The sequence below is a fragment of the Mesorhizobium sp. M0045 genome, from assembly GCF_040323385.1.
Classification (GTDB): Bacteria; Pseudomonadota; Alphaproteobacteria; order Rhizobiales; family Rhizobiaceae; genus Mesorhizobium.
Map to the genome: position 1 here is coordinate 140,738 of NZ_JAMYUY010000005.1, position 22,998 is coordinate 163,735.

At 63.9% G+C, this 22,998-nt stretch carries 20 protein-coding genes; 9 read left to right on the forward strand and 11 right to left on the reverse strand.

The window, feature by feature from the left end:
* Nucleotides 1-100 precede the first annotated feature (100 nt).
* Nucleotides 101-1,237, reverse strand: a complete 1,137-nt coding sequence (dnaJ, locus tag NKJ72_RS10115; RefSeq protein WP_254815727.1) for a molecular chaperone DnaJ — start codon at nt 1,235-1,237, stop codon at nt 101-103.
* A gap of 212 nt (nt 1,238-1,449) precedes the next feature.
* On the reverse strand, nt 1,450-3,366 hold the full coding sequence (gene dnaK, locus NKJ72_RS10120; RefSeq protein WP_023679851.1) for a molecular chaperone DnaK: 1,917 nt from the start codon (nt 3,364-3,366) through the stop codon (nt 1,450-1,452).
* A 411-nt stretch (nt 3,367-3,777) separates the two neighbouring features.
* On the opposite strand from dnaK, the gene NKJ72_RS10125 reads away from it, so the two are divergent.
* The 3 genes from NKJ72_RS10125 to NKJ72_RS10135 all read left to right on the forward strand — a co-directional run bounded on the left by NKJ72_RS10125 (nt 3,778) and on the right by NKJ72_RS10135 (nt 6,370).
* Nucleotides 3,778-3,969 (forward strand): hypothetical protein, encoded by a 192-nt coding sequence (locus NKJ72_RS10125; protein ID WP_352476899.1) that lies wholly within the window; start codon nt 3,778-3,780, stop codon nt 3,967-3,969.
* 160 nt (nt 3,970-4,129) lie between these two features.
* Nucleotides 4,130-4,807, forward strand: coding sequence for a ribulose-phosphate 3-epimerase (gene rpe, locus NKJ72_RS10130; protein WP_352476900.1), 678 nt, complete (start codon nt 4,130-4,132; stop codon nt 4,805-4,807).
* A gap of 39 nt (nt 4,808-4,846) precedes the next feature.
* Nucleotides 4,847-6,370: a malonate--CoA ligase gene (locus tag NKJ72_RS10135; RefSeq protein WP_352476901.1), complete on the forward strand. Its 1,524-nt coding sequence runs from the start codon at nt 4,847-4,849 to the stop codon at nt 6,368-6,370.
* Here NKJ72_RS10135 and nagA read toward each other — a convergent pair.
* The 4 genes from nagA to NKJ72_RS10155 are packed head-to-tail and all read right to left on the reverse strand — an operon-like array spanning nt 6,367 to nt 10,230.
* The gene (nagA, locus tag NKJ72_RS10140) at nt 6,367-7,545 is read right to left on the reverse strand and encodes an N-acetylglucosamine-6-phosphate deacetylase (protein WP_352476902.1); all 1,179 of its coding nucleotides are present in this window, start codon (nt 7,543-7,545) and stop codon (nt 6,367-6,369) included. The genes NKJ72_RS10135 and nagA overlap by 4 nt on opposite strands.
* Nucleotides 7,542-8,573 (reverse strand): SIS domain-containing protein, encoded by a 1,032-nt coding sequence (locus tag NKJ72_RS10145; RefSeq protein ID WP_352476903.1) that lies wholly within the window; start codon nt 8,571-8,573, stop codon nt 7,542-7,544. The genes nagA and NKJ72_RS10145 overlap by 4 nt, the downstream gene beginning before the upstream one ends.
* Complete coding sequence (locus NKJ72_RS10150; RefSeq protein ID WP_254815733.1) at nt 8,570-9,352, reverse strand: GntR family transcriptional regulator; 783 nt, start codon at nt 9,350-9,352, stop codon at nt 8,570-8,572. Before NKJ72_RS10150 ends, NKJ72_RS10145 begins: the two co-directional genes overlap by 4 nt.
* Nucleotides 9,349-10,230 (reverse strand): glucosamine kinase nucleotide-binding domain-containing protein, encoded by an 882-nt coding sequence (locus NKJ72_RS10155; RefSeq protein ID WP_352476905.1) that lies wholly within the window; start codon nt 10,228-10,230, stop codon nt 9,349-9,351. Before NKJ72_RS10155 ends, NKJ72_RS10150 begins: the two co-directional genes overlap by 4 nt.
* A gap of 200 nt (nt 10,231-10,430) precedes the next feature.
* On the opposite strand from NKJ72_RS10155, the gene NKJ72_RS10160 reads away from it, so the two are divergent.
* From NKJ72_RS10160 to NKJ72_RS10185, 6 genes are all read left to right on the forward strand, one after another.
* Entirely contained in the window at nt 10,431-11,390 is a 960-nt protein-coding gene (locus tag NKJ72_RS10160; protein ID WP_352476906.1) for an N-acetylmuramic acid 6-phosphate etherase, read from the forward strand.
* A gap of 2 nt (nt 11,391-11,392) precedes the next feature.
* A complete protein-coding gene (locus NKJ72_RS10165; protein ID WP_352476907.1) occupies nt 11,393-12,652 on the forward strand; it encodes an ABC transporter substrate-binding protein in 1,260 nt (419 codons plus the stop codon).
* Nucleotides 12,653-12,893: 241 nt separating this feature from the next.
* Nucleotides 12,894-13,817 carry a carbohydrate ABC transporter permease gene (locus NKJ72_RS10170; protein WP_023718922.1) on the forward strand — a complete coding sequence of 308 codons (924 nt, stop codon included), beginning with the start codon at nt 12,894-12,896 and terminating at the stop codon, nt 13,815-13,817.
* 8 nt (nt 13,818-13,825) lie between these two features.
* Nucleotides 13,826-14,665, forward strand: a complete 840-nt coding sequence (locus tag NKJ72_RS10175; RefSeq protein ID WP_254815738.1) for a carbohydrate ABC transporter permease — start codon at nt 13,826-13,828, stop codon at nt 14,663-14,665.
* Entirely contained in the window at nt 14,662-15,723 is a 1,062-nt protein-coding gene (locus tag NKJ72_RS10180) for a Gfo/Idh/MocA family protein (RefSeq protein WP_352476908.1), read from the forward strand. The genes NKJ72_RS10175 and NKJ72_RS10180 overlap by 4 nt, the downstream gene beginning before the upstream one ends.
* 15 nt (nt 15,724-15,738) lie before the next feature.
* Complete coding sequence (locus NKJ72_RS10185) at nt 15,739-16,737, forward strand: ABC transporter ATP-binding protein (protein ID WP_352476910.1); 999 nt, start codon at nt 15,739-15,741, stop codon at nt 16,735-16,737.
* A gap of 44 nt (nt 16,738-16,781) precedes the next feature.
* On the opposite strand, the gene NKJ72_RS10190 is transcribed toward NKJ72_RS10185, so the two are convergent.
* From NKJ72_RS10190 to NKJ72_RS10210, 5 genes are all read right to left on the reverse strand, one after another.
* Nucleotides 16,782-17,627, reverse strand: coding sequence for a fumarylacetoacetate hydrolase family protein (locus tag NKJ72_RS10190; protein ID WP_352476911.1), 846 nt, complete (start codon nt 17,625-17,627; stop codon nt 16,782-16,784).
* A gap of 29 nt (nt 17,628-17,656) precedes the next feature.
* Nucleotides 17,657-18,388, reverse strand: a complete 732-nt coding sequence (locus NKJ72_RS10195; protein WP_254815741.1) for an SDR family oxidoreductase — start codon at nt 18,386-18,388, stop codon at nt 17,657-17,659.
* 177 nt (nt 18,389-18,565) lie between these two features.
* Nucleotides 18,566-20,938 (reverse strand): aldehyde dehydrogenase family protein, encoded by a 2,373-nt coding sequence (locus NKJ72_RS10200; protein WP_352476912.1) that lies wholly within the window; start codon nt 20,936-20,938, stop codon nt 18,566-18,568.
* A gap of 13 nt (nt 20,939-20,951) precedes the next feature.
* Complete coding sequence (gene deoC, locus NKJ72_RS10205; protein ID WP_352476913.1) at nt 20,952-22,001, reverse strand: deoxyribose-phosphate aldolase; 1,050 nt, start codon at nt 21,999-22,001, stop codon at nt 20,952-20,954.
* Between the two features lie 162 nt (nt 22,002-22,163).
* On the reverse strand, nt 22,164-22,991 hold the full coding sequence (locus NKJ72_RS10210; protein WP_352476915.1) for a ferredoxin--NADP reductase: 828 nt from the start codon (nt 22,989-22,991) through the stop codon (nt 22,164-22,166).
* Nucleotides 22,992-22,998: the final 7 nt, after the last annotated feature.

The window sequence follows — 22,998 nt, forward strand, 5'->3', positions numbered from 1 at the left end:
CTCAACGCTCCCTCGCATGCTACTTAACAGCTACGAGGTGCAAGACAAGGCGAATCCCCGGATAAGGTGTTGATGACGCTCGGGAAGCGTTTTCCAGGGATCAGCTTCGGTGCTCGCCGAACGTTTCGAAAAAGTCCTTCATGCGGGCGAAAAATCCGCTCGACTGAGGCGAATTGTCCTTTGAGGAAAGCTGCTCGAATTCTTCCAGCAATTCGCGCTGGCGGCGCGAAAGGTTCTGCGGCGTCTCAACCACGGTCTGGATGTAGAGGTCGCCAATATTGGGCTGGCGCAGCACCGGCATGCCCTTGCCCTTGAGGCGGAACTGGCGACCGTTCTGGGTGCCTTCCGGCACCTTCACCTTCGTCTGGGTACCGTCCAGTGTCGTCACCTCGAACGAGCCGCCAAGCGCTGCCGTTGTCATCGAGATCGGCACCTTGCAATAAAGATCGGCGCCGTCGCGCTGGAAGAATTCGTGCGGCTTGACCGCGAGGAAGATGTAGAGATCGCCGGACGGGCCGCCGCGTAGGCCGGCCTCGCCCTCATTGGCCAGCCGGATGCGGGTGCCGTCCTCGATGCCGGCAGGGATGTTTACCGACAGCGAGCGCTCCTCGGTGACACGGCCCTGGCCGGCGCATTTGGGGCACGGATCCTTGATGGTCTGGCCGCGCCCCTGGCATTGCGGGCAGGTGCGCTCGATCGAGAAGAAGCCTTGCGTGGCGCGCACCTTGCCGTGGCCGTTGCACATCGAGCAGGTGACGGGCTGGGTGCCGGGCTTGGCGCCGCTGCCGGAGCATTCCGAGCAGGAGATCGAGGCCGGCACGCGAATCTGCGCGGTCTTGCCGGAAAATGCCTCCTCCAGCGTGATTTCCATATTGTAGCGCAGGTCGGCGCCGCGCTCGCGGCCGCCGGACGAGCGGCGCTGGCGCCCGCCCATCATGTCGCCGAAAATGTCTTCGAAAATGTCGGCGAAGCCGCCCGCGCCAAAGCCCTGCGCCCCGCCATTCATGCCGCCGTGCTCGAAGGCCGCGTGGCCGAAGCGATCATAGGCGGCACGCTTTTGCGGGTCCTTCAGCGTTTCGTAGGCTTCGTTGATTTCCTTGAACTTGTGCTCGCAGGCATGGTCGCCTGGGTTGCGGTCGGGATGGAACTGCATGGCCAACTTGCGGAAAGCGCTCTTGAGCTCCTTCTCGTCGGCGCCCTTTTGCACGCCCAGCGTTTCGTAAAAATCAGCTTTCATGTTTTCCCGCAGTCCGGATAGTCAACGTCTTGAAGCATCGTTGCGTCGTTTGCCGGCACGCTGTTCCGATTTAGGTGTGATGGAGCCGCGATGCCAGTGTCTACGAGGCTTTGTCCGCATTTTTTCGGGGAGCTCCGCGTTTTTCTGGCAAAGGGTTGCAAAAAAGCCCGGCTGCGCGCCGGGCTTTTTGCTTACCTGTACCGTCAGGCGGTTCAGGCCGACTTCTTCTTCTCGTCGTCCTCGTCGATTTCCTCGAAATCGGCATCGACGACGTCGCTGTCCTTGGCGGCATCAGCCTTGGCGTCGGCCTCGGCGGCTTCCTTCTGCGAAGCCTCGTACATGGCCTGGCCGAGTTTCATCGAGACTTCGGCGAGCGTCTGCGTCTTGGCCTCGATCTCGGTCACATCGTCGCCTTCGGCAGCGGTCTTCAATGCCGCGATCGCATCGGCAATCGCCGTGCGGTCGGCCTCGGAAACCTTCTCGCCATATTCCTTCAGCGACTTCTCCGAAGAATGCACCAGCGCCTCGGCCTGGTTGCGGGCCTCGACCAGCGCGCGCCGCTTCTTGTCCGCTTCGGCATTGGCCTCGGCGTCCTTGACCATCTTCTCGATGTCGGCGTCCGAAAGGCCGCCAGACGCCTGGATGCGGATCTGGTGCTCCTTGCCGGTGCCCTTGTCCTTGGCCGAGACGTTGACGATGCCGTTGGCGTCGATGTCGAAGGTGACCTCGATCTGCGGCACGCCGCGCGGCGCAGGCGGGATGCCGACCAGATCGAACTGGCCGAGCGCCTTGTTGTCGGCGGCCATTTCACGCTCGCCCTGGAAGACGCGGATGGTCACCGCCGACTGTGAATCCTCGGCCGTGGAGAACACCTGGCTCTTCTTCGTCGGGATCGTCGTGTTGCGTTCGATCAGCCGCGTGAACACGCCGCCCAGCGTCTCGATGCCGAGCGACAGCGGCGTCACGTCGAGCAACAGCACGTCCTTGACGTCGCCCTGCAGCACGCCGGCCTGGATGGCGGCGCCCAATGCAACAACTTCATCCGGGTTGACGCCCTTGTGCGGCTCCTTGCCGAAGAACTGCTTCACGATCTCCTGGATCTTGGGCATGCGGGTCATGCCGCCGACCAGGACGACTTCGTCGATTTCGCCGGCCTTGAGGCCGGCGTCCTTGAGCGCCGCCTTGCAGGGATCGATCGTGCGCTGGACGAGATCCTCGACCAGGCTCTCGAACTTCGCCCGCGTCAGCTTCAGCGTCAGGTGCTTGGGGCCGGTGGCATCGGCGGTGATGAAGGGCAGGTTGATTTCGGTCTGCGTGGTGGACGACAGCTCGATCTTGGCCTTTTCAGCCGCTTCCTTGAGGCGCTGCAGGGCGAGCTTGTCGTTCCGCAGGTCGATGCCCTGTTCCTTCTTGAACTCGGCCGCCAGATATTCGACCAGGCGCATGTCGAAATCTTCGCCGCCGAGGAAGGTGTCGCCATTGGTCGACTTCACCTCGAACACGCCGTCACCGATTTCGAGCACCGAAATGTCGAACGTGCCGCCGCCAAGGTCATAGACGGCAATCGTCTTGCCTTCCTTCTTGTCCAGTCCATAGGCAAGTGCGGCCGCCGTCGGCTCGTTGATGATGCGCAGCACTTCGAGGCCGGCGATCTTGCCGGCATCCTTGGTCGCCTGGCGCTGGGCGTCGTTGAAATAGGCCGGAACGGTGATGACCGCCTTCTCGACCTTCTCGCCGAGATAGGCCTCCGCCGTTTCCTTCATCTTCTGCAGGATCATCGCCGAGATCTGGCTGGGCGACTGCTTCTTGCCGCCGGCCTCGACCCAGGCATCGCCATTGTCGCCCTTGACGATCTTGTAGGGGACAAGCTTCTTGTCCTTCTCCGTCACCGGATCGTCGTAGCGGCGGCCGATCAGGCGCTTGACCGCGAAAATGGTGTTTTCAGGATTGGTGACCGCCTGGCGCTTGGCCGGCTGGCCGACGAGGCGCTCGCCGTCGCTGTTGATGGCGACGATGGAAGGGGTCGTGCGGGCGCCTTCCGCATTCTCGATGACCTTGGATTCCTTGCCATCCATGATGGCGACACAGGAGTTGGTTGTTCCCAGATCGATACCGATTACTTTTGCCATTGTTCTAATCTCTCCGCTAAGCAGGCTCTCAGGACCCGTACAGGCGTTCCGATGAAAGCCCCTGTTCACAAGAAATTCCGCTCCGGCAACCGGCATTCGGCGCTGGACGGCTTGGCGCGTATATAAGAACAGGCTGCGTGGCGCGCAAGCATTCTGCGCAAGGCGTTCACCATTCATCGCGGTTGATCGGATCCGGGACCGGCAGGCCGGTATTTTCCGGCGGTGATCCAGCCGGCCCGGCCCCGGCCCATGAACCTTTCCGCCTCGCCCCGCGACAGACGCTCAGGTGCCGCACGGTGCGGCCCCGGAAAGGAAAGCCCCATGACCACAGATCCAGAGGCTCCATGGTCTCATGGAACAGCAGGAGCTCAGCGCGACCTTCGCCTTCCCATGACCTGTGGGGGGAGATCCATGTCTTGCGACCACGGGGCGTTCGTGCGCTCTCGTGGCGGCCGTTTGCGCCGCGCCATCCAGGCTGCCAGCGGATTGTCGATCTTGGCGCTCGCCGCTGGGCTGAAGAAGCCCGATCTGCAGAAGGTGAAACAAGGCAACCGCAAGCTCTTCCTGCCACGGACGGCCAGGCTGCGGCGCCATTCGAACTGAAATCCAAGGCCGTGCACTGGAAAGGCCTTGGAGGAAAGGTCTGCACCAGAAGAGAAGTGGCTCGCACCGCTTCTCGCCTTCTGCGCGGACGCCGGATTCCTGTCGACAAGCGGCGCCGAGATGATTACGGCGAAGGCGGGCTCAACAACGGGAAGCGGACATGGCTCAAAAAACCCTGATTGCGCCATCGGTGCTGGCTTCCGATTTCTCGAAGCTCGGCGACGAGGTCGAGGCGGTGGCCGCCGCCGGCGCCGACTGGATCCACCTCGACGTCATGGACGGGCATTTCGTCCCGAACATCACCTTCGGGCCGCCGGTGATCAAGGCGATCCGCAACCGCACCAAGGCCTTCTTCGACTGCCATCTGATGATCGCCCCGGCCGATCCTTATCTGGCCGCCTTCGCCGACGCCGGCTGCGACGGCATCACGGTGCACGCCGAAGCCGGGCCACATCTCGACCGGTCGCTGCAAACGATCAAAAACCTTGGCAAGAAGGCCGGTGTGTCACTCAACCCCGCGACACCGGAGACGATGATCGAATACGTGCTTGACCGGCTTGATCTGATCCTGATCATGACGGTCAATCCGGGGTTCGGCGGCCAGGCCTTCATTCCGGCGATCGTCGACAAGGTGAAGCGGGTGAAGGCGCTGATCGGCCGCAGGCCGATCAGGATCGAGATCGACGGCGGCATCTCGCCCGAAACTGCGCCCCTGGTCACTGCCGCCGGCGCCAGCGTGCTGGTCGCCGGTGCGGCCATCTTCAAGGGCGGCAGCGTCGAAGCCTACCGGGCAAACATCGAGGCAATCAGGACGGCGGCGGACAAGGCGGCCGGCTGACCGCCGCCGTCCGGCCGGAGTCAGCCGCTCGGGGTAAACATGAGCAACCATCTGTTTGATGCTTTCCGTGCCCGGATGCTCGCGCACGGACGCCTTTTGATGGAGGCAGAGGACGGGCGCTCGATCAGCTACGGCGATATGCTGGCGCGCTCCGCACAACTGGCGCATGCGCTGTCGCGGCTCGGCGTCGAAGCCGGCGACCGCGTCGCCGTTCAGGTCGAGAAGAGCCCGGAGGCCATTTTCCTTTACCTCGCCTGCCTGCGTGCCGGCGCGATCTTCCTGCCGCTCAACACCGCCTATACGCTGACCGAGCTCGACTATTTCTTCAGGGATGCCGAGCCACGCCTGGTCGTCTGCGACCCGGCGCGAGTGAGCGAAATCGGCGCCTTGGCGCAGGCCTCGGGCGCTGCGGTCGTGACACTCGGCAGCAAGGGCGAGGGTTCGTTGACCGATCGCGCCTCTGAGGCGGCCGTGGACTTCCACGATGTGGCGCGCGGGCCGGACGACCTTGCTGCGATCCTCTACACGTCCGGCACGACCGGCCGTTCGAAAGGCGCCATGCTCAGCCACGAAAACCTCGCCTCGAATGCGCGGGTGCTGGTCGACCTCTGGCGCTTCACCGCCGCAGACGTGCTGGTTCACGCGCTGCCGGTTTTCCACACGCATGGCCTTTTCGTCGCCACCAATGTCGTCCTGATGGCCGGCGCCTCGATGCTGTTCGAAACCAAATTCGACCCGGCCCGCATCGTCTCGCTGCTGCCGCGCGCCACCGTCCTGATGGGCGTGCCGACCTTCTACGTCCGCCTGCTGCAGCAGGACGGTTTGAACCGGCAGGCGGCGAAAAGCATCCGCCTGTTCATTTCTGGCTCGGCGCCGCTTTTGGCCGAGACGCACAGAGCCTGGCGAGAGCGCACCGGCCACGCCATTCTCGAGCGCTACGGTATGACCGAGACCAATATGAACACGTCGAACCCGTATGAGGGCGAGCGGCGAGCCGGCACGGTTGGCTTCCCCTTGCCCGGCGTCTCCCTGCGCATCGCCGATCCCGACGGCGGCGAAACACTTGCCCGGGGCGAGGTCGGCATGATCGAGGTCAAGGGCCCGAACGTCTTTTGCGGCTACTGGCGCATGCCGGAAAAGACCAGGGCCGAATTCCGTGACGATGGTTTCTTCATCACCGGCGATCTCGGGCTGATCGATGCCGACGGCTATGTCCACATCGTCGGTCGCGGCAAAGACCTGATCATTTCGGGCGGCTACAATATCTATCCGAAGGAAGTCGAGAGCGAGATCGACGCGCTGCCTGGTGTTGCCGAAAGCGCTGTCATCGGCGTTGCCCATCCGGATTTCGGCGAAGGCGTCACCGCGGTCGTGGTGCGGGCGCCGGGCTCGACCATCAGCGCCGCGGGGATCATCGAGGCTATCGCCGGGCGCCTTGCCAGGTACAAGCATCCGAAACGGGTGATCTTCGTCGACGAACTGCCGCGCAACACGATGGGCAAGGTGCAGAAGAACCTGCTGCGCGAGACCTATAAGGACCTCTATACGTCCAAAACCGGCTAAGCCGGAGGGATAGCGTTAGCTGCAAAAACTTTGGCGCCGTCGATCCAGACGCTTTTAATGTCCAGATCGTCCGACAGCGAAACGATGTTGGCGGCGGTGCCTTTGGCGAAACGCCCGAGCCGGCGCGACTGGCCGATCGCTTGCGCCGGATAGAGCGAGGCCATGCGCAAGGCTTCGTCGAGGTCGAGACCGACGACGCGGTGCACGAAGCGCACCGCGGAAATCATGTCGAGATCGGCGCCCGCCAGCGTGCCGTCGGCAAGTGTCAGCCTGCCATCCTTACGGTGGATGGTGCGGACGTTCAGCGTAAACGAGGTCATGTCGGTACCGATCGTCGCCATCGCGTCGGTGACGAGCAGGATCTTGCCCGGCCCCTGCTTGGCGCGCAAGGCGATGGCCATGGTGGCCGGATCGACATGGATACCGTCGGCGATGATGCCGGCATAGAATGTGCCGGCATCGATTGCCGCGCCCGCCAGCCCCGGCTCGCGATTGCCGATCTGGCTCATCGCATTGAACAGATGGGTGACCACCGTTGCGCCGGCCTCGGCAAAGGCGCGAGCCGTGGCATAGCCGGTATCGGAATGGCCGATGCTGACGACAATGCCGGCCTTGCTAAGTGCCGACACCTGGCCGGGCTCGACGGATTCGGGCGCCACCGTCGTCAGCAGCACGGGCAGGTTTTTCCGTGCGGCGATCAGCATCGCCTGGTCGGGGCCTAGCATCGGCCGGATCAGGGCCGGGTCATGCGCGCCCTTGCGGGCGATCGAAAGATGCGGCCCTTCAAGATGCAGGCCCAGGAACCCTGGCACCTTCCTCCGTGCCGCCTCGGCTCCGGCCGCAACCGCCGCGGCGGTGATCTCGGACGTGTCGGTGATCAGCGTCGGCAACAGCGCCGTCGTGCCGAAGGGTGCGTGCGCCCGGCAGATGGCCTCGATCGAGGCAACGTCCGGATGGTCGTTGAGCATGACGCCGCCGCCGCCATTGACCTGCAGATCGACGAAGCCAGGCGCCAGCATGCCGCCGCCGGTCTCGATACGCGCAACATTTGATGGAATCGCGCCGGCGGCAACGATGGCCTCGACGAGGCCGTCGCGCACGACAAGCGCCGCATTGTCGTGCCAGTCGTCGCCATCGAAAATCCGGGCGCCGGTCAGGGCAAAGCGATCGCTCATAGCGTTTCCGTCACCTTGCGCAGATTGGGCGGCGTGTCGGGGTCGAGACCGCGATGGCGAGCAAAAGCCTCGACGAAACCATAGAACGACACGATCAGCGTCAGTGGATCGGTCAGCGGATGACCGGTTGCGACATGCGGCAGCGGCTGTGCGCTCCTTGCCTTGTTCGACGTCACAAAGACGGCGGCGCCCTTGCCGGCCAGGCTGTCGGCGGCATCGGCCACCGACGGTTCGGACGCATCGCGAGCAGCCAGAGCCAGCACCGGGAAGCCGGGACCGATCAGCGCCAGCGGGCCGTGCATGACCTCGGCGGCACTATAGGCTTCCGCGTGCATGGCGCAGGTTTCCTTGAATTTCAGCGCCGCCTCGTTGGCGATCGCCGCCGACGGGCCACGGCCAAGGATGAACAGCGATTTCGGCGTCTCGAGTGCCGCTGCCAGCGCCATCCAGTCGCAAGCGATCGCCTTGCGAAAATGCTCCGGCAGGCGGGCGAGTGCTGCCAGAAGTTTGTCATCGCCGGTGCTGTGCGCCATCAAGGCGAGGCCGGCGACCGCCGAATTGACGAAGGTCTTCGTCGCCGCGACGCTGAGCTCCGGTCCGGCCAAGATATCGATGGCGTAATCCGAGGCTCGCGCGAGCGGCGAATCGGCAGTGTTGGTGATGGCGACGGTCAGCGACCCGCCGGCCCGCGCCGCCTGCGCCATTGCGACGATGTCCGGGCTCTTGCCGGACTGCGAGATCGCCAGGCAGGCCGAGCCGCCCAGCTTCAGCTTGGCGCCATAGATCGAGGCGATCGACGGGCCGACCGATGCAACCGCCAGCCCGGCGGTCAGCTCCACGGCATATTTCATGAAGGTTGCGGCATGGTCGGACGAACCGCGCGCCACGGTGACGACGAAATTCGGGTCGCGCTCGCGAATGCCGCGCCCGGCCTCGGTCAGCACCGCGGCCGAGCCGTCGAGCAGGCGCGCGGTGGCCTCCGGGATCTCGTCGATCTCGCGCCGCATATGGGTAATTGTTGCGCTCATGACCGGCCCTCTTCGCCCGGCCCGCTTAGCCGGAGTTCGGCGACAAAATCATAGGCGTCGCCTCTGTAGATGGAGCGGGTGAACTCGATCACCTTGCCGCTCGCCAGATAGGAGATACGCTCGATATGCAGGCCGGCAATGCCTGGCGGCACTTCGAGCAGATGCGCATCGCCATCGCCGAGATTGGTGGCGGAAATGCGCTGCACGGCCCGCACCGGTCTGTTGCCGGTCTTTTCCAGCGCCGCGTAGAGCGACGAACCGATCGCCGCCGGATCGGGCAGCACGCTTGTTGATAGCGAGGCGCGCTCGATCGCCAGCGGCGTGTCGTTGGCGATGCGCAGGCGCGCCACGCGCGCCACCAATTCGTTCGACGCCAGGCCGAGCACCATCATCTCGTCGGGCGACGGCGGATAGAGGCCGCGGTCGAGCCAGGCTGAACGCACCGCCATGCCGCGCCGCGCCATGTCTTCGGTAAACGAGGTCAGCATCGACAGCGACTGCTCGACGCGCTCCATGCGCGGCGCAACGAAGGTACCGGAACCATGGCGCTGGACGAGGATGCCGCCCTTGACCAGGTCCTGCACCGCCTTGCGCACGGTGACGCGCGAAATGTCGGCCTTGCTGGCGATGTCGCGCTCGGAAGGCAGCGCATCGCCCGGTCCGATCAGCCCGCGTTTGACCGCATCCTCGATGCTCTTCCTCAGCTGCAGATAGAGCGGCGCGCCGCTCTGCGACGATTGTTTCAGCGCCGTGAATATCTGGTCGGCGGCCTCGCTCATCGCGCTGTTTCCGCCGTGTTTGCGAAAATCCGAACCGCCATCTGCACCGCGCCGCCCAGCGCGTCGTCGAGCGGCGGTTTCAGCAGCGCCCGGTAGCGGGCCGACAGGCGCGGCGCGTAAAGCGGCGCCAGCCCGCCGAGCAGGCAGAGCGGATCGTCGCCGCCCAGGTCGAGTACGCCAAGCGCTGCCTCGACATCGGCGACCGCCTTGTCGAGGATCCAGATAGCGACGACGTCGCCTTTTTCGGCGTGTTCGAACACCTTGGGCGCGAAGCCGCCGAAATCGCCGGGCTTGGCGTTGGTGGTGAATTCGACCACATCCTCGGGATTGTTGCGGAAGATGGCGAGCATGGCCTGCGTCAGCGGCGAGCCTTCGCGGATGCCGTCATAGGCGAGCAGCGTCTGCTCAAGCAGGTCGCGGCCGATGCGGGCGCCGCTGCCCTGGTCGCCGACCTGGAACCCCCAGCCGCCGATGGCGCGCGACTTGCCTTGTCTGCGCGCCATATAGGCGGTGCCGGTGCCGAGGATGGCCATGGCGCCGTCGCCGGAGCCGACCGCACCTTCCAGCGCGATTTCGGCGTCGGTCTCGACACGGCTGATGCGGAACGGCAGGATCGCTTCGAGCTGCTGCCTATAGGTGCCGACATTGGCGCCGGCCAGGCCGAGAACGGCCGGCGTTTGCGGGATCAGTGCGGGATCCCTGCCCGCGGCGACAAAGGCCTGCTGCGCCGCGTCGACGATGTTCGTCCTGGCGCCGGTGAGATCGGTGCGGATGTTGGCGGCGCCGCTTTTGGCGCGGCCGAGGACGCTGCCGTCGGCCGTTGCAAGGGCCGCCCTGCAGCTGGTGCCGCCGCCATCGATGCCGAGCACGAATTTCACGCGATTTCTCCTCGGGGCGGATAATACCAATAAAATACCAATAGCCAAGGGTTAATTTCCATTTCAAAAAAGTTAAGGCCTAGTTTGTTGAGAAATCAGCGGATTTCGTCTGCAGGCCTATCCCGAACGTAGGGATTTCATTAATGCGTGTGGACAAGTGGTATTTTTTTGGTATTGTTTTCTGGATTGGAGGAAAGCGGATGGCCGAAACGCGCACCGAAGCGCTTCACCACAATGCCGAGGGACTGGACATCCAGGCCCCGGACGCCATCCTTTCCTCTTTGGCCAACGCACAGATCGAGGCCGCCAAGGCCGTACGCGGCGCCATTCCTGCCATTGCCGCGGCAGCCGAAATTATCGCAACCCGGCTGAAAAGCGGCGGCAAGCTCGCCTATGCGGCCGCCGGCAGCTCGGGCCTGATGGCATTGGCCGATGCGCTGGAACTGCCGGGCACTTTCGGTATCCAGCGCGACCGCATCGCCATCCTGATCGCCGGCGGCGACGAAGCTTTCAGGACACTGGCCGGCGGGCCTGAGGATGACGTTGACGAAGCTTCGGCTGCGGTCGCCGCCGCCGGCATCGGCAATAGCGATTGCCTGATCGCCGTCTCGGCCAGCGGCTCGACACCTTACGCTGTCCGCGCGATCGAGGAAGCCAGGCGCCGCGGTGCAGCGACGATTGCCATCGCCAACAACAGGGATGCGCCGCTGCTGCGGCTGGCCGACATCGCCATCCTGCTCGAAACGCCGCCGGAGCTGATTGCCGGCTCGACGCGCATGGGCGCCGGCACCGCCCAGAAGATCGCGCTCAACATGCTGTCGACGCTGGCCGCAATCCATCTCGGCCATGTCCATGACGGCTACATGGTCAACCTCATGGCCGACAACATCAAGCTGCGCGACCGCGCCGCACGCATCGTCGCCGCCGTCAGCGGGCGCGACAAGGACGAGGCGGCGCGCCTGCTCGAAAAGAGCGGCGGCGCCGTCAAGACCGCCATTCTGCTCGCCGCCGGCGCCACCAGCGCCGACGCGGCCGAGAAGATACTGGAAGGGACCGGCCACAAGCTGCGGCCAGCCCTTTCCGCGATCGAGGGGAGCAAGGGGCGCAATGCCTCTGTTCTCATCAAAACCGAACCTGAAAAAGGTCAACAGGGAGACTGAGCATGACAACGAAGCTACTGACGGCACTTCTTCTCGGCACCAGCATTCTCGGCTCCGCCGGGGTGGCTTACGCCGACGACGTAACGCTCAACATCGAAAGCTGGCGCGGCGACGACCTTGCCATCTGGAAGGACAAGCTGATCCCGGCCTTCGAAGCCAAGAACCCGGGCATCAAGGTGGTGTTCGCGCCGTCGGCGCCAACCGAATATGACGCCGCCCTCGGCGCCAAACTCGCCGCCGGCTCGGCCGGCGACCTGATCACCTGCCGCCCGTTCGACAAGTCGCTGGAGCTCTTCAAGAAGGGCAACCTCGCCGACATCTCGACCCTGCCCGGCATGGAGAACTTTTCCGACGTCGCCAAGGCCGCCTGGCAGACCGACGACGGCAAGTCGAGTTTCTGCGTGCCGATGGCCTCCGTCATCCATGGCTTCATCTACAACAAGGACGCCTTCGACAAGCTCGGCATCAAGGTGCCGGAGACGCGCGACGAATTCTTCGCCGCGCTGGACAAGATCAAAGCCGACGGCACCTACATCCCGATGGCGATGGGCACCAAGGACCTCTGGGAAGCGGCGACCATGGGCTACCAGAACATCGGCCCGAACTACTGGAAGGGCGAGGAAGGCCGCCTGGCGCTGATCAAGGGCGAGCAGAAGCTGACCGATCCGCAGTGGGTCGAGCCCTTCAAGGAACTGGCCAGGTGGAAGGACTATCTCGGCGACGGCTTCGAGGCGCAGACCTATCCGGACAGCCAGAACCTGTTCACGCTCGGCCGCGCCGCCATCTACCCGGCCGGCTCGTGGGAGATCGGCCTGTTCAACACGCAGGCGCAGTTCAAGATGGGCGCCTTCCCGCCGCCGGTGCAGAAGGCCGGCGACACCTGCTACATCTCCGACCACACCGACATCGGCATGGGCCTCAATGCGGCCTCGAAGAACGCGGATGCGGCCAAGACCTTCCTGTCCTGGGTGGCCTCGCCGGATTTCGCCACCATCTACGCCAACGCGCTGCCGGGCTTCTTCAGCCTGAACAACACCCCGGTGAAGATGGAAGACCCGCTGGCCCAGGAATTCGTCTCCTGGCGTGGCAAGTGCAAGTCGACGATCCGCTCGACCTACCAGATCCTGTCGCGCGGCACGCCGAACCTCGAAAACGAGACGTGGGTTGAATCGGCCAACGTCATCAACGGCACCGACACGCCGGAAGCTGCCGCCAAGAAGCTGCAGGACGGCCTCGACAGCTGGTATAAGCCGGCGAAGTAAGAGCGCGGCGAAGCGTTGTCTCCCCCCTCGAGGGGGAGATGTCGCCGAAGGCGACAGAGAGGGTTGGTCGAGGCAGGCTGCGGCTTGATCGCTGCTGGAAAGCACGGTCGAAACCACGATGGCGGGCCGCCTCGCCGACCCCACCCGCCTCGCTGTGCGAGGCGCCCTCCCCTCGAGGGGGAGGGAGGCGCCGCGCCCTTTGACGGCAATTGCAAGAACCTGATCCGCGGGGACCGAACGCATGGCCGCAGCACCGAAAAGACCGTTCCGTTGGCATATCGGCGTTTTCCTGGCGCCGGCGCTGCTGGTCTATACGGCGATCATGATCCTGCCTCTGGCCGGCACGCTGCAGCTTTCCTTGTTCCGCAACATCAATCAGTCGCAGGTCTTCGTCGGACTGGAAAATTTCCGCATGCTGTTCGGTGACCCCAACTGGTCGGTCAACTTCTGGAACGCGCTCAGGAACAATGTCTGGTTCTTCATCATCCATATGCTGGTGCAGAACCCGATCGGCGTCCTTTTGGCCGCACTTCTGTCCAGCCCCAGGCTGCGGTTTTCCGCCTTCTACCGCACGGCGATCTTCGTGCCGACGATCCTGTCCTTCGTCATTGTCGGCTTCGCCTGGAAGCTGATCCTGTCGCCGCTATGGGGCGTGGCGCCGCATATGATGGACCTTGTCGGCCTGAAAAGCCTGTTCACGCCCTGGCTCGGCAAGGCACAATATGCGCTGACCGCGCTCAGCCTGATCTCGGTGTGGCAGTTCGTCGGCATCCCGATGATGCTGATCTATGCGGCACTGCTGTCCATTCCCGAAGAGGTGATCGAAGCGGCCGAATGCGACGGCATCACCGGGATGGCGCAGTTCTGGAAGATCAAGCTGCCGCTCATCCTGCCGTCGATCGGAATCATCTCGATCCTGACCTTCGTCGGCAATTTCAACGCTTTCGACCTGATCTACACCGCGCAAGGCGCGCTGGCCGGGCCGAACTATTCAACGGATATTCTCGGCACCTTCCTCTACCGCGCCTTCTTCGGTTTCCAGCTGCAGGTCGGCGATCCCAACATGGGCGCGGCGATCGCCACGATGATGTTCCTGATCATCCTCGGCGGCGTCTGCGTCTATCTGTTCCTCGTGCAGACGCGCTTGCGTCGCTACCAGTTCTGAGGCGCGACATGAGCACGGCAACCCGCTCGCTGCCCCGCACCATTGGCGCCCACGCGATCCTGTTGACCTACACCGCCATCGCGCTGTTTCCGGTCATCCTCGTCATCATGAATTCGTTCAAATCGCGCGCAGGGATTTTCGGCGCGCCGCTGACGCCGCCGACGCCAGGGACGTTCGACCTGATCGGCTACGCCACGGTGATCGGCCAGGGCGACTTCATCCACTATTTCCAGAACAGCCTTGTCGTCACCGTCGCCTCGCTGTTCTTCGTGCTTCTGTTCGGCGCCATGGCTGCGTTCGCGCTGTCGGAATACCGCTTCCGCGGCAATTCGCTGATGGGGCTCTATCTGGCGCTCGGCATCATGATCCCGATCCGCCTCGGCACCGTCGCCATCCTGCAGCTGATGGTGGCGAGCGGGCTGGTCAACACGCTGACGGCGCTGATCCTGGTCTACACGGCGCAGGGCCTGCCGCTTGCCGTCTTCATCCTGTCGGAATTCATGAAGCAGGTCTCGGACGATCTGAAGAATGCGGGCAGGATCGACGGCCTGTCCGAATACACTATCTTTTTCCGGCTGGTGCTGCCGCTGGTGCGCCCATCGATGGCGACGGTCGCGGTCTTCACCATGATCCCGATCTGGAACGATCTGTGGTTCCCGCTGATCCTGGCGCCGTCGGAGGAGACCAAGACAGTGACGCTCGGCGCCCAGCTGTTCCTCGGCCAGTTCGTCACCAACTGGAACGCCATTCTGGCGGCACTGTCACTGGCGATCATGCCGGTGCTGATCCTCTACGTCATCTTCTCGCGGCAGCTGATCCGCGGCATCACTTCGGGAGCGGTCAAGTGAGTTCGCAACAACCTCTGCGCGTCGTCGTCGCCGGTCTCGGCAATATGGGCCGCAGCCATGCGCTGGCCTACCATACCAATCCGGGCTTCGAGATCGCGGCACTGGTCAATCGCTCCGACGTGCCGTTGCCGGCCGGGCTCGCCAGTTATGGCATCAGGCGCTCCTTTGACCAGGCGCTGCGCGACGAGAGTCCTGACGTCGCCTGCATCGCAACCTATTCCGACAGCCATGCCGACTATGCGGTGAGAGCGTTCGAGGCCGGCTGCCATGTCTTCCTCGAGAAGCCGCTGGCAACCACCGTCGCCGATGCAAAGCGCGTGGTCGCGGCAGCCAAGGCCAACGGCAAAAAACTGGTGATCGGCTACATCCTGCGCCACCATCCGTCCTGGATCCGGCTGATCGCCGAGGCGCGCAAGCTCGGCGGCCCTTACGTGTTCCGAATGAACCTCAACCAGCAATCCTCCGGCCATAGCTGGGAGACGCACAAGCAGTTGATGCAGACGACGTCGCCGATCGTCGACTGCGGCGTGCATTATCTCGACGTGATGCTGCAGATCACCGACGCCAGGCCGGTCGAGGTGCGCGGCATGGGGCTGCGGCTGACCGACGAGATTGCGCCCACGATGTATAATTACGGCCACCTGCAGGTGCTGTTCGACGATGGTTCGGTCGGCTGGTACGAGGCCGGCTGGGGGCCGATGATCTCGGAGACGGCCTTCTTCGTGAAGGACGTGATCTCGCCCAATGGCTGCGTGTCGATCGTCATGAAGGAGGGCGTCAGGTCCGACGACATCGACACCCACACCAAGACCTCGACCATCCGCCTGCACAGTGCGGCGACCGGCGCGGACGGCAAGTTCGCCAAACCGGACGAGATGCTGTTGATGGAGGGCGAGCCTGGCCATCAGGATCTTTGCGACCTGGAACAGGCGTTTGTGCTGAAGGCGGTTCGCGAGGATCTCGACTTGACCCGTCACATGGACGACGCGGTGAAGTCGCTCGCCGTCTGCCTTGCCGCCGACGAGAGCGTGCGCAGCGGCCTCGCCGTGAAACTCTAGAACAGGGACGAAGCCGTGGGCTCGCTGAACATCGAGAATGTCAAAAAGGCCTTCGGGCCGGTAGAGGTGCTGAAGGGCATCAACCTCGAGGTGACGGATGGCGAGTTCGTCGTCTTCGTCGGTCCATCCGGCTGTGGAAAGTCGACGCTGCTCAGGGTCATTGCCGGGCTGGAGGACTCGACCTCGGGCCGCGTGGTGATCGACGGGGCGGACGTCTCCGCCACGCCGCCCGCCAAACGCGGCATCGCCATGGTGTTCCAAACCTATGCGCTCTATCCGCATCTGACGGTGAAGAACAACATGGGTCTCGGCCTCAAGCAGGCGGGCACGCCGGCGGCCGAGATCGACCGCCGCATCGGCATCGCCTCTTCGATGCTGTCGCTGGAGCCCTACCTAGAGAGGCGGCCGGCCGAGCTTTCCGGCGGTCAGCGCCAGCGCGTCGCCATCGGCCGCGCCGTGGTGCGCGAGCCCAAGCTTTTTCTGTTCGACGAGCCCCTGTCCAACCTCGATGCCGCGCTGCGCGTCAACACCAGGCTGGAGATCGCCCAGCTGCACCGTCGGCTGAAGGCCACGATGATCTATGTCACCCACGACCAGGTCGAGGCGATGACACTGGCCGACAAGATCGTCGTGCTGAACGCGGGAAAGATCGAGCAGATCGGCGGACCGATGGAGCTTTACAATTCGCCGGCAAATGAATTCGTCGCCGGCTTCATCGGCTCACCGAAGATGAACTTCGTCGACGGGGCCAGGCTTGGCGAGACGGCCAAGACCATCGGTGTCCGTCCCGAGCACCTGACCGTCGATGCGAAATCCGGTGCCTGGAAAGGCACGGTTGTCCATGCCGAGCATCTTGGCGCCGACACCAATCTCTATCTCGACTGCGAGAAGGCTGGCTTGATCACCGTGCGCATTTTTGGCGTCTATAACGCCGAACCTGGTGCCACGCTCTACGCGACGCCGGATCCGGCGAAGACGTACCGGTTTGGGGCCGATGGGAGGGTGCTGAAGTAGCTGCTCTTTTTCCTTCTCCCACAAGGAGAGAAGGGAAGAGTGCGCTACACGTCAGCCCTGAACGTCTGCTTCTGGATGCCCAGCCCTTCGATGCCGAGCTCGACGACGTCGCCGGGCTTCAGGAACACCGGCGGCTTCATGCCGAGGCCGACGCCGGGCGGCGTGCCGGTCGAGATGATGTCGCCGGGGTGCAGCGACATGAACTGGCTGAGATAGGACACGAGATAAGCGACGCCGAAGACCATGGTCTTGGTCGAGCCGTTTTGCATCGTCTTGCCGTTGACCGTCAGCCACATCGGGATGTTCTGCGGGTCCTTGACCTCGTCCTTGGTCACCAGCCACGGACCGATCGGCCCGAACGTGTCGCAGCTCTTGCCCTTGGTCCACTGGCCCTGGCGCTCGGCCTGGAACGCGCGCTCGGAGACGTCATGCGCGACGCAATAGCCGGCGACATAATCCAGCGCCTCGGCCTCGGTGACATACTTCGCTTTTCTGCCGATGACCACGCCGAGCTCGACCTCCCAGTCGGTCTTGACCGAGCCGCGCGGGATCAGCACGTCGTCATTCGGCCCGACAATAGCCGAGCTTGCCTTCATGAAGATGATCGGCTCAGGCGGCACGGTAGCGCCGGTTTCGGCGGCGTGGTCGGAATAGTTGAGACCGATGCAGATGAATTTGCCGGTGCCGGCGACGCAGGCGCCGATCCGCGGCTTGCCGGAAACCGCCGGCAGCGATTTCGGATCGAGCTTCGACAATGTCTCGAGCGATGCCGGGTCAAGCGCCTTGCCGGCAATGTCGGTGACATGGGCGGAGAGGTCACGGATCGTTCCATCGGCATCGAGCAGGCCGGGGCGTTCGTTCCCCGCCTCGCCATAGCGCAGCAGTTTCATAGAATTCCTCTCCTTGATTTGAGATGAGCTTAGATCGACCAGCCACCGTCGATATTATAAGCCTGCCCCGACGTATAGGTGGCGCCGGCCAGATAGACGGCGAGATCGGCGATTTCCTCGGGCGTGCCGAGGCGGCCCATCGGCTGGCGAGCGATGAAGGCGGCGCGAGCTGCTTCGTAGTCGCCCTGCGCATGCATGCGATCCTGCAGCGACGGGCTTTCGACCGTGCCCGGACAGATCGCATTGCAGCGTATGCCCTTGCCGACATAGTCGGCGGCGACCGATTTGGTCAGGCCGATGACGGCTGCCTTGGTCAGCCCGTAAACGAAGCGGTTCGGCACGCCCTTGGTCGAACTGGCCAGCGACGCCATGTTGATGATCGAGCCGTCGCCGCGTTCCAGCATGCCGGGCAGCACGGCGCGGATGGTGCGGATCATCGAGCGGACATTGAGATCATAGGCGAAGTCGAGATCGCCGTCCTTCATCTCGAGGATCGAGCCGGAATGGACGAAGCCGGCGCAATTGAACAGCACGTCGACGGCGCCGATCTCGGCAAAAGCGGCATTCACCGCCTCGTCGTTCAGCACGTCGAGCTTGCGGGTCTTGATACCGGGCGTCTTGCCGAGATCGGCGAGCACCACCTCGTTGATGTCGGTGGCATGGACGACGGCGCCGGCCTTGGCGAACGCCAGCGCACTTGCCCGGCCGATGCCTTGCGCCGCCGCCGTGACGACAACGATCTTGCCAGTCAGATCTGCCATGCTTTTCTCCTCGCCCGTCTTTAATCGTTCGGCTTTTTACCGGCACAAGGCCGGGCGCAATGTGCCAGGCGGGCAGTACCATCCCGCCTGTTTCGGTATTCGCTTGCCGCCCAAATGTTTTTTCTCGGTAAAGAACATCTTTTGGCCCGTCAAGCCCGGACGTCCCCTCCGGGACACTCAGTCGCCGTAGGGCACCCAGACGTTCTTGACCTCGATCGCACGCCGCAGCAAGGCATCGCCGGCTGCTTGGCTCGACGCCCAGTCGAGGCTGTGGCCGTTGCCGGTCCAGACACGCTTGAGATTGCCGATGGACTCGGCCTCCGCCTTGGCACAGGTGTCGGCATCGGCGAACATCCAGAGCCCGTCGACATCGTCGTGCTTGGCCAGCACGCCGGCCAGCTCGGCGCTACGGCCCGTAACGATGTTGATGGCGCCCGCCGGAACGTCGGAATATTCGATGACCTGGTAGAGGTCGGTGGCAAGCAGCGGGTATTTTTCGGATGGCACTGCGACTACGGTGTTGCCCATGGCGAGCGCCGGTGCCATCAGCGAGATCAGGCCAAGCAGAGGCGCATTGTCCGGTGCGATGATGCCGACGACGCCGACTGGCTCGTGCAGCGCCAGCGTGACGGCGCGGGCCGGCGGCTGGTGGACGCCGCCCTCGAATTTGTCGGCCAGGCCGGCATAGAGGAACAGGCGCTCGATCGACAGCTCGACCTCGTCACGCGCCGCCTTGCCGGTCGCGCCGGTGAGCTGGGTCAAACGGGCGGCAAACTCGTCGGCGCGGCCGGAAAGGTTTTCGGCCACGTAGTAGAGTACCTGGCTGCGGTTGTAGGCGGTCGCCTCCGGCCAGGCCTTGCAGGCGCGCGCGGCCGCGACGGCGTCGCGGATATCCTTGCGGTTGCCGAGACCGACCTCGCCGGCAAGCTTGCCCTTGGCGCTGGCGATGGGCAAGGAATAATTGCCGTCCGGCCGGACCTGCTTGCCGCCGATGAACAGCTTTGCCGTGCGGTCGATGACGCCACCTTCCGCCTGCTCGACAGGTTGGGCAGAAGAATTTGCGGGTTTGATGATCGGGCCGAGCGGCAGTTTTGCCGAGAGATATTCGAACATGCCCTCGCGCCCGCCTTCGCGGCCAAAGCCGCTCTCGCGATAGCCGCCGAAGCCGCAGGCGGCGTCGAACATATTGGTGCCGTTGACCCAGACGACGCCGGCCTTCAATTGCGGCGCGACGTGCAGGGCAAGATTGATGTTCTCGCTCCACACCGAAGCGGCCAGGCCATAGCGTGTGTTGTTGGCGAGCTCGATCGCTTCCTCGGTGTTGCGGAAGGTCATGGTGACGAGCACCGGCCCGAACACCTCTTCCTGTGCCAAGATGTTAGCCGGCGAAACACCGGTCGCCAGCGTCGGCAGATGGTAATAGCCCGCGGCGGGCAGCGCCGAGTCCGGCTGCCAGCAGATCGCGCCCTGCTTGGCACCGTCGGCGATCAGGCCCTTGACGCGATCGAGCTGAGTCAAATCGACCAGCGGGCCGATATCGGTGTTCTTGTCGAGCGGGCTGCCGACGCGCAGCCGGCTCATCCGCGTCTTGACCTTGGCGATGAAGGCGTCGGCGATGCCTTCCTGCACCAGAAGGCGCGAGCCGGCACAGCACACCTGGCCCTGGTTGAACCAGATGCCGTCGACCAGACCCTCGACGGCGCTGTCGAGGTCGGCATCCTCGAAAACGACGAATGCCGACTTGCCGCCAAGCTCCAGCGAAAGTTTCTTGCCCGAGCCGGCAGTGGCCTTGCGGATGATCTTGCCGACCTCGGACGAACCGGTGAAGGCAATCTTCTGGACGCCGGGATGGTTGACGATGGCCGCGCCCGCCTCCGGCCCGCCCTGGACGATGTTGACGACGCCCTTCGGCACGCCGGCGCGTGCGCAGATCTCGGCAAACAGGATCGCGGTGAGTGGCGTGAATTCCGCGGGTTTGAGCACCACGGTGCAGCCCGCGGCGAGCGCCGGCGCGATCTTCCAGGCGAGCATCAAGAGCGGGAAGTTCCACGGGATGATCTGGCCGACGACGCCGACGCCCTTGTGACCGGGAAAATCCCTGTCCAGCGTCTGCGCCCAGCCGGCATGATGGATAAAATGGCGGATCGCCAGCGGCACGTCGATGTCGCGGCTTTCGCGGATCGGCTTGCCATTGTCGATTGTCTCAAGCACCGCGAACAGCCGTTGGTGGCGCTGCATGGCGCGGCCGATGGCATAGAGCACCTTGGCTCGGCTGTAGCCGGTGCTGGCGCTCCATTTCGGCAGCGCTTTTGTGGCGGCCGACACCGCCGCGTCGATATCGGCGGCACCAGCGTCCGACACCTTGGCCAGCAGCTTTCCCGAGGACGGATCGCTGGTGTCGAAGGTTTTGCCTTCGCTGGCTGCCTTCCAGTCGCCGCCGATGAACAGCGCCTTGCCGAAATCCCGCGCGGCCAGCCAGGCATCGGCCTCGTTGCGGGCTTCCGGCGCCAGCCCGTAATCCATGGCGTGATAGCGTTCGAGGATGTTCATGAAGCGCTCCGAATCACGCCATCGCGTGGCGATGATTGGCCGAGTAGTGGCCGGTCAGATGATGCTCGAGCTGGCGCTCGATATCGGTCAAAAGGCTCGATGCTCCGAAGCGGAACAGCTCCGGCTCCAGCCACGGCCGGCCAAGCTCTTCCTTCATCAGCACCAGCCAATCGAGCGAGGCTTTTGCCGTGGAAATGCCACCGGCCGGCTTGAAGCCGATGAGATAGCCGGTTTCCTCGAAATAGGCGCGGATGGCGCGCACCATGGCAAGGCCGACCGGCAGCGTCGCGTTGACACTTTCCTTGCCGGTCGAGGTTTTGATGAAATCTGCACCCGCCATCATCGCCACCATCGAGGCGAGCATGACGTTGCGCAGCGTGGCGAGGTCGCCGGTACCGAGGATCACCTTCAGATGCGCCTCGCCGCAAGCGGCGCGCATCGAGACGATCTCGTTATAGAGCTCCTGCCATTTCGCCCCGAATACCAAGCCGCGCGGGATGACGACGTCGATCTCGTCGGCGCCGTCGCGGACCGATGCTTCGATCTCTTGCAGGCGCGTCGAAAGCGGTGCAAGTCCATGCGGGAAGGCGGTCGAAACGGCGGCGACATGGACGCCGCTGCCGCGCAGCGCTTCGACGGCGGTGGCGACGAAGGGATGATAGACGCAGACCGCCGCGGGGCGGATCTTTTCACCAGTAATGCCGAGCCCTTCGACGATGTCGCGACGGAACGGGTTCACCGCCTTGGCACAAAGCCGGCGCACGCGCTCTTCCGTGTCATTCGAGTTCAGCGTCGTCAGGTCCATGCAGGCGACGGCGCGCAGCAGCCAGGCCGCCTGGTTATCGGCCTTGATCGAGCGTCTTTTGGTCAGGCTGGCGACGCGGCGTTCCAGCGCCGAGCGGTTGACGCTGCGCATCGATTCCATGAAGCCGAGATCGAGCCTCATGCCGGGATTGCGGGCAATGCCATGGGCTTGCGGCATCGGCGCATTGGCGGCGGCGCGCGCCGGCAGCGGCGTGATCTTGGACGTGCCGAGATCGGTTTCGCGGATTGTGCTGCTCATCTCCTGCCCCTTGTTCAGCGAGTTATGCCGAAGATAGACCGTGAAGCAGCGCTTCACGAGTCCTTCAAGCGGTCATAGCGGAAAAGACGGTCGAGGCAGCCGACTTTTGACCGTATGGTCAAAATCAGGGTCGCAAACCAGTAGACTCTGAACTGCCGCGTCTCAGCCGACGAAGGCGCGCTCGACGACGAAGCTTGCCGGATGATGCAGCGAGCCTTCCTGGAAGCCGTGGCTTTCAGCCAGCTCCTTGACGTCCTTGAGCATATGCATCGAGCCGCAGATCATGATGCGGTCGGTCTCGGGATTGAGCCTGTCGATGCCGAGATCGGTGTAGAATTTGCCCGAGCCGATCAGCGCGGTGATGCGGCCCATGCGCTCGGAGGTCTCGCGCGTTGTCGAATTATACAGCGTGACGCGGCCGCCGGTAAGCTCGCCGATCAGCGGATCGTTCTCCAGTGCGGCCACCAGTTCCTGGCCGTAGGTGAGCTCGGCATTGTCGCGGCAGGTATGGGTCAGGATAACCTGCTCGAACTTCTCATAAGTATCGGGATCGCGCAGCAGGCTGGCGAAGGGAGCAATGCCGGTGCCGGTCGAGATCATGAACAGGCGCTTGGCCGGCGTCAGCGCGTCGACCACCAGCGTGCCCGTCGACTTCTGCCGCATGATGACGGTATCGCCGATCTCGATTTTCTGCAGCTCCGAGGTAAGCGGGCCGTCCGGCACCTTGATCGAGAAGAACTCGAGTTCGTCGTCCCAGGACGGGCTGGCGATCGAATAGGCGCGGAACACTGGCTTCTCGGCATTGGGCAGGCCGATCATGACGAATTCGCCGGAGCGAAAGCGCAGCGACTGCGGCCGGGTGATGCGGAACGAAAACAGCCGGTCGGTATAATGCTTCACCGAGACCACGGTTTCGGCATAGACATTGGCCGGTATCGGGAACTGCAACGGCCGGGCGCCGGCTGTGTTGAACGCGGATGTGGTGTTCATCAAACCT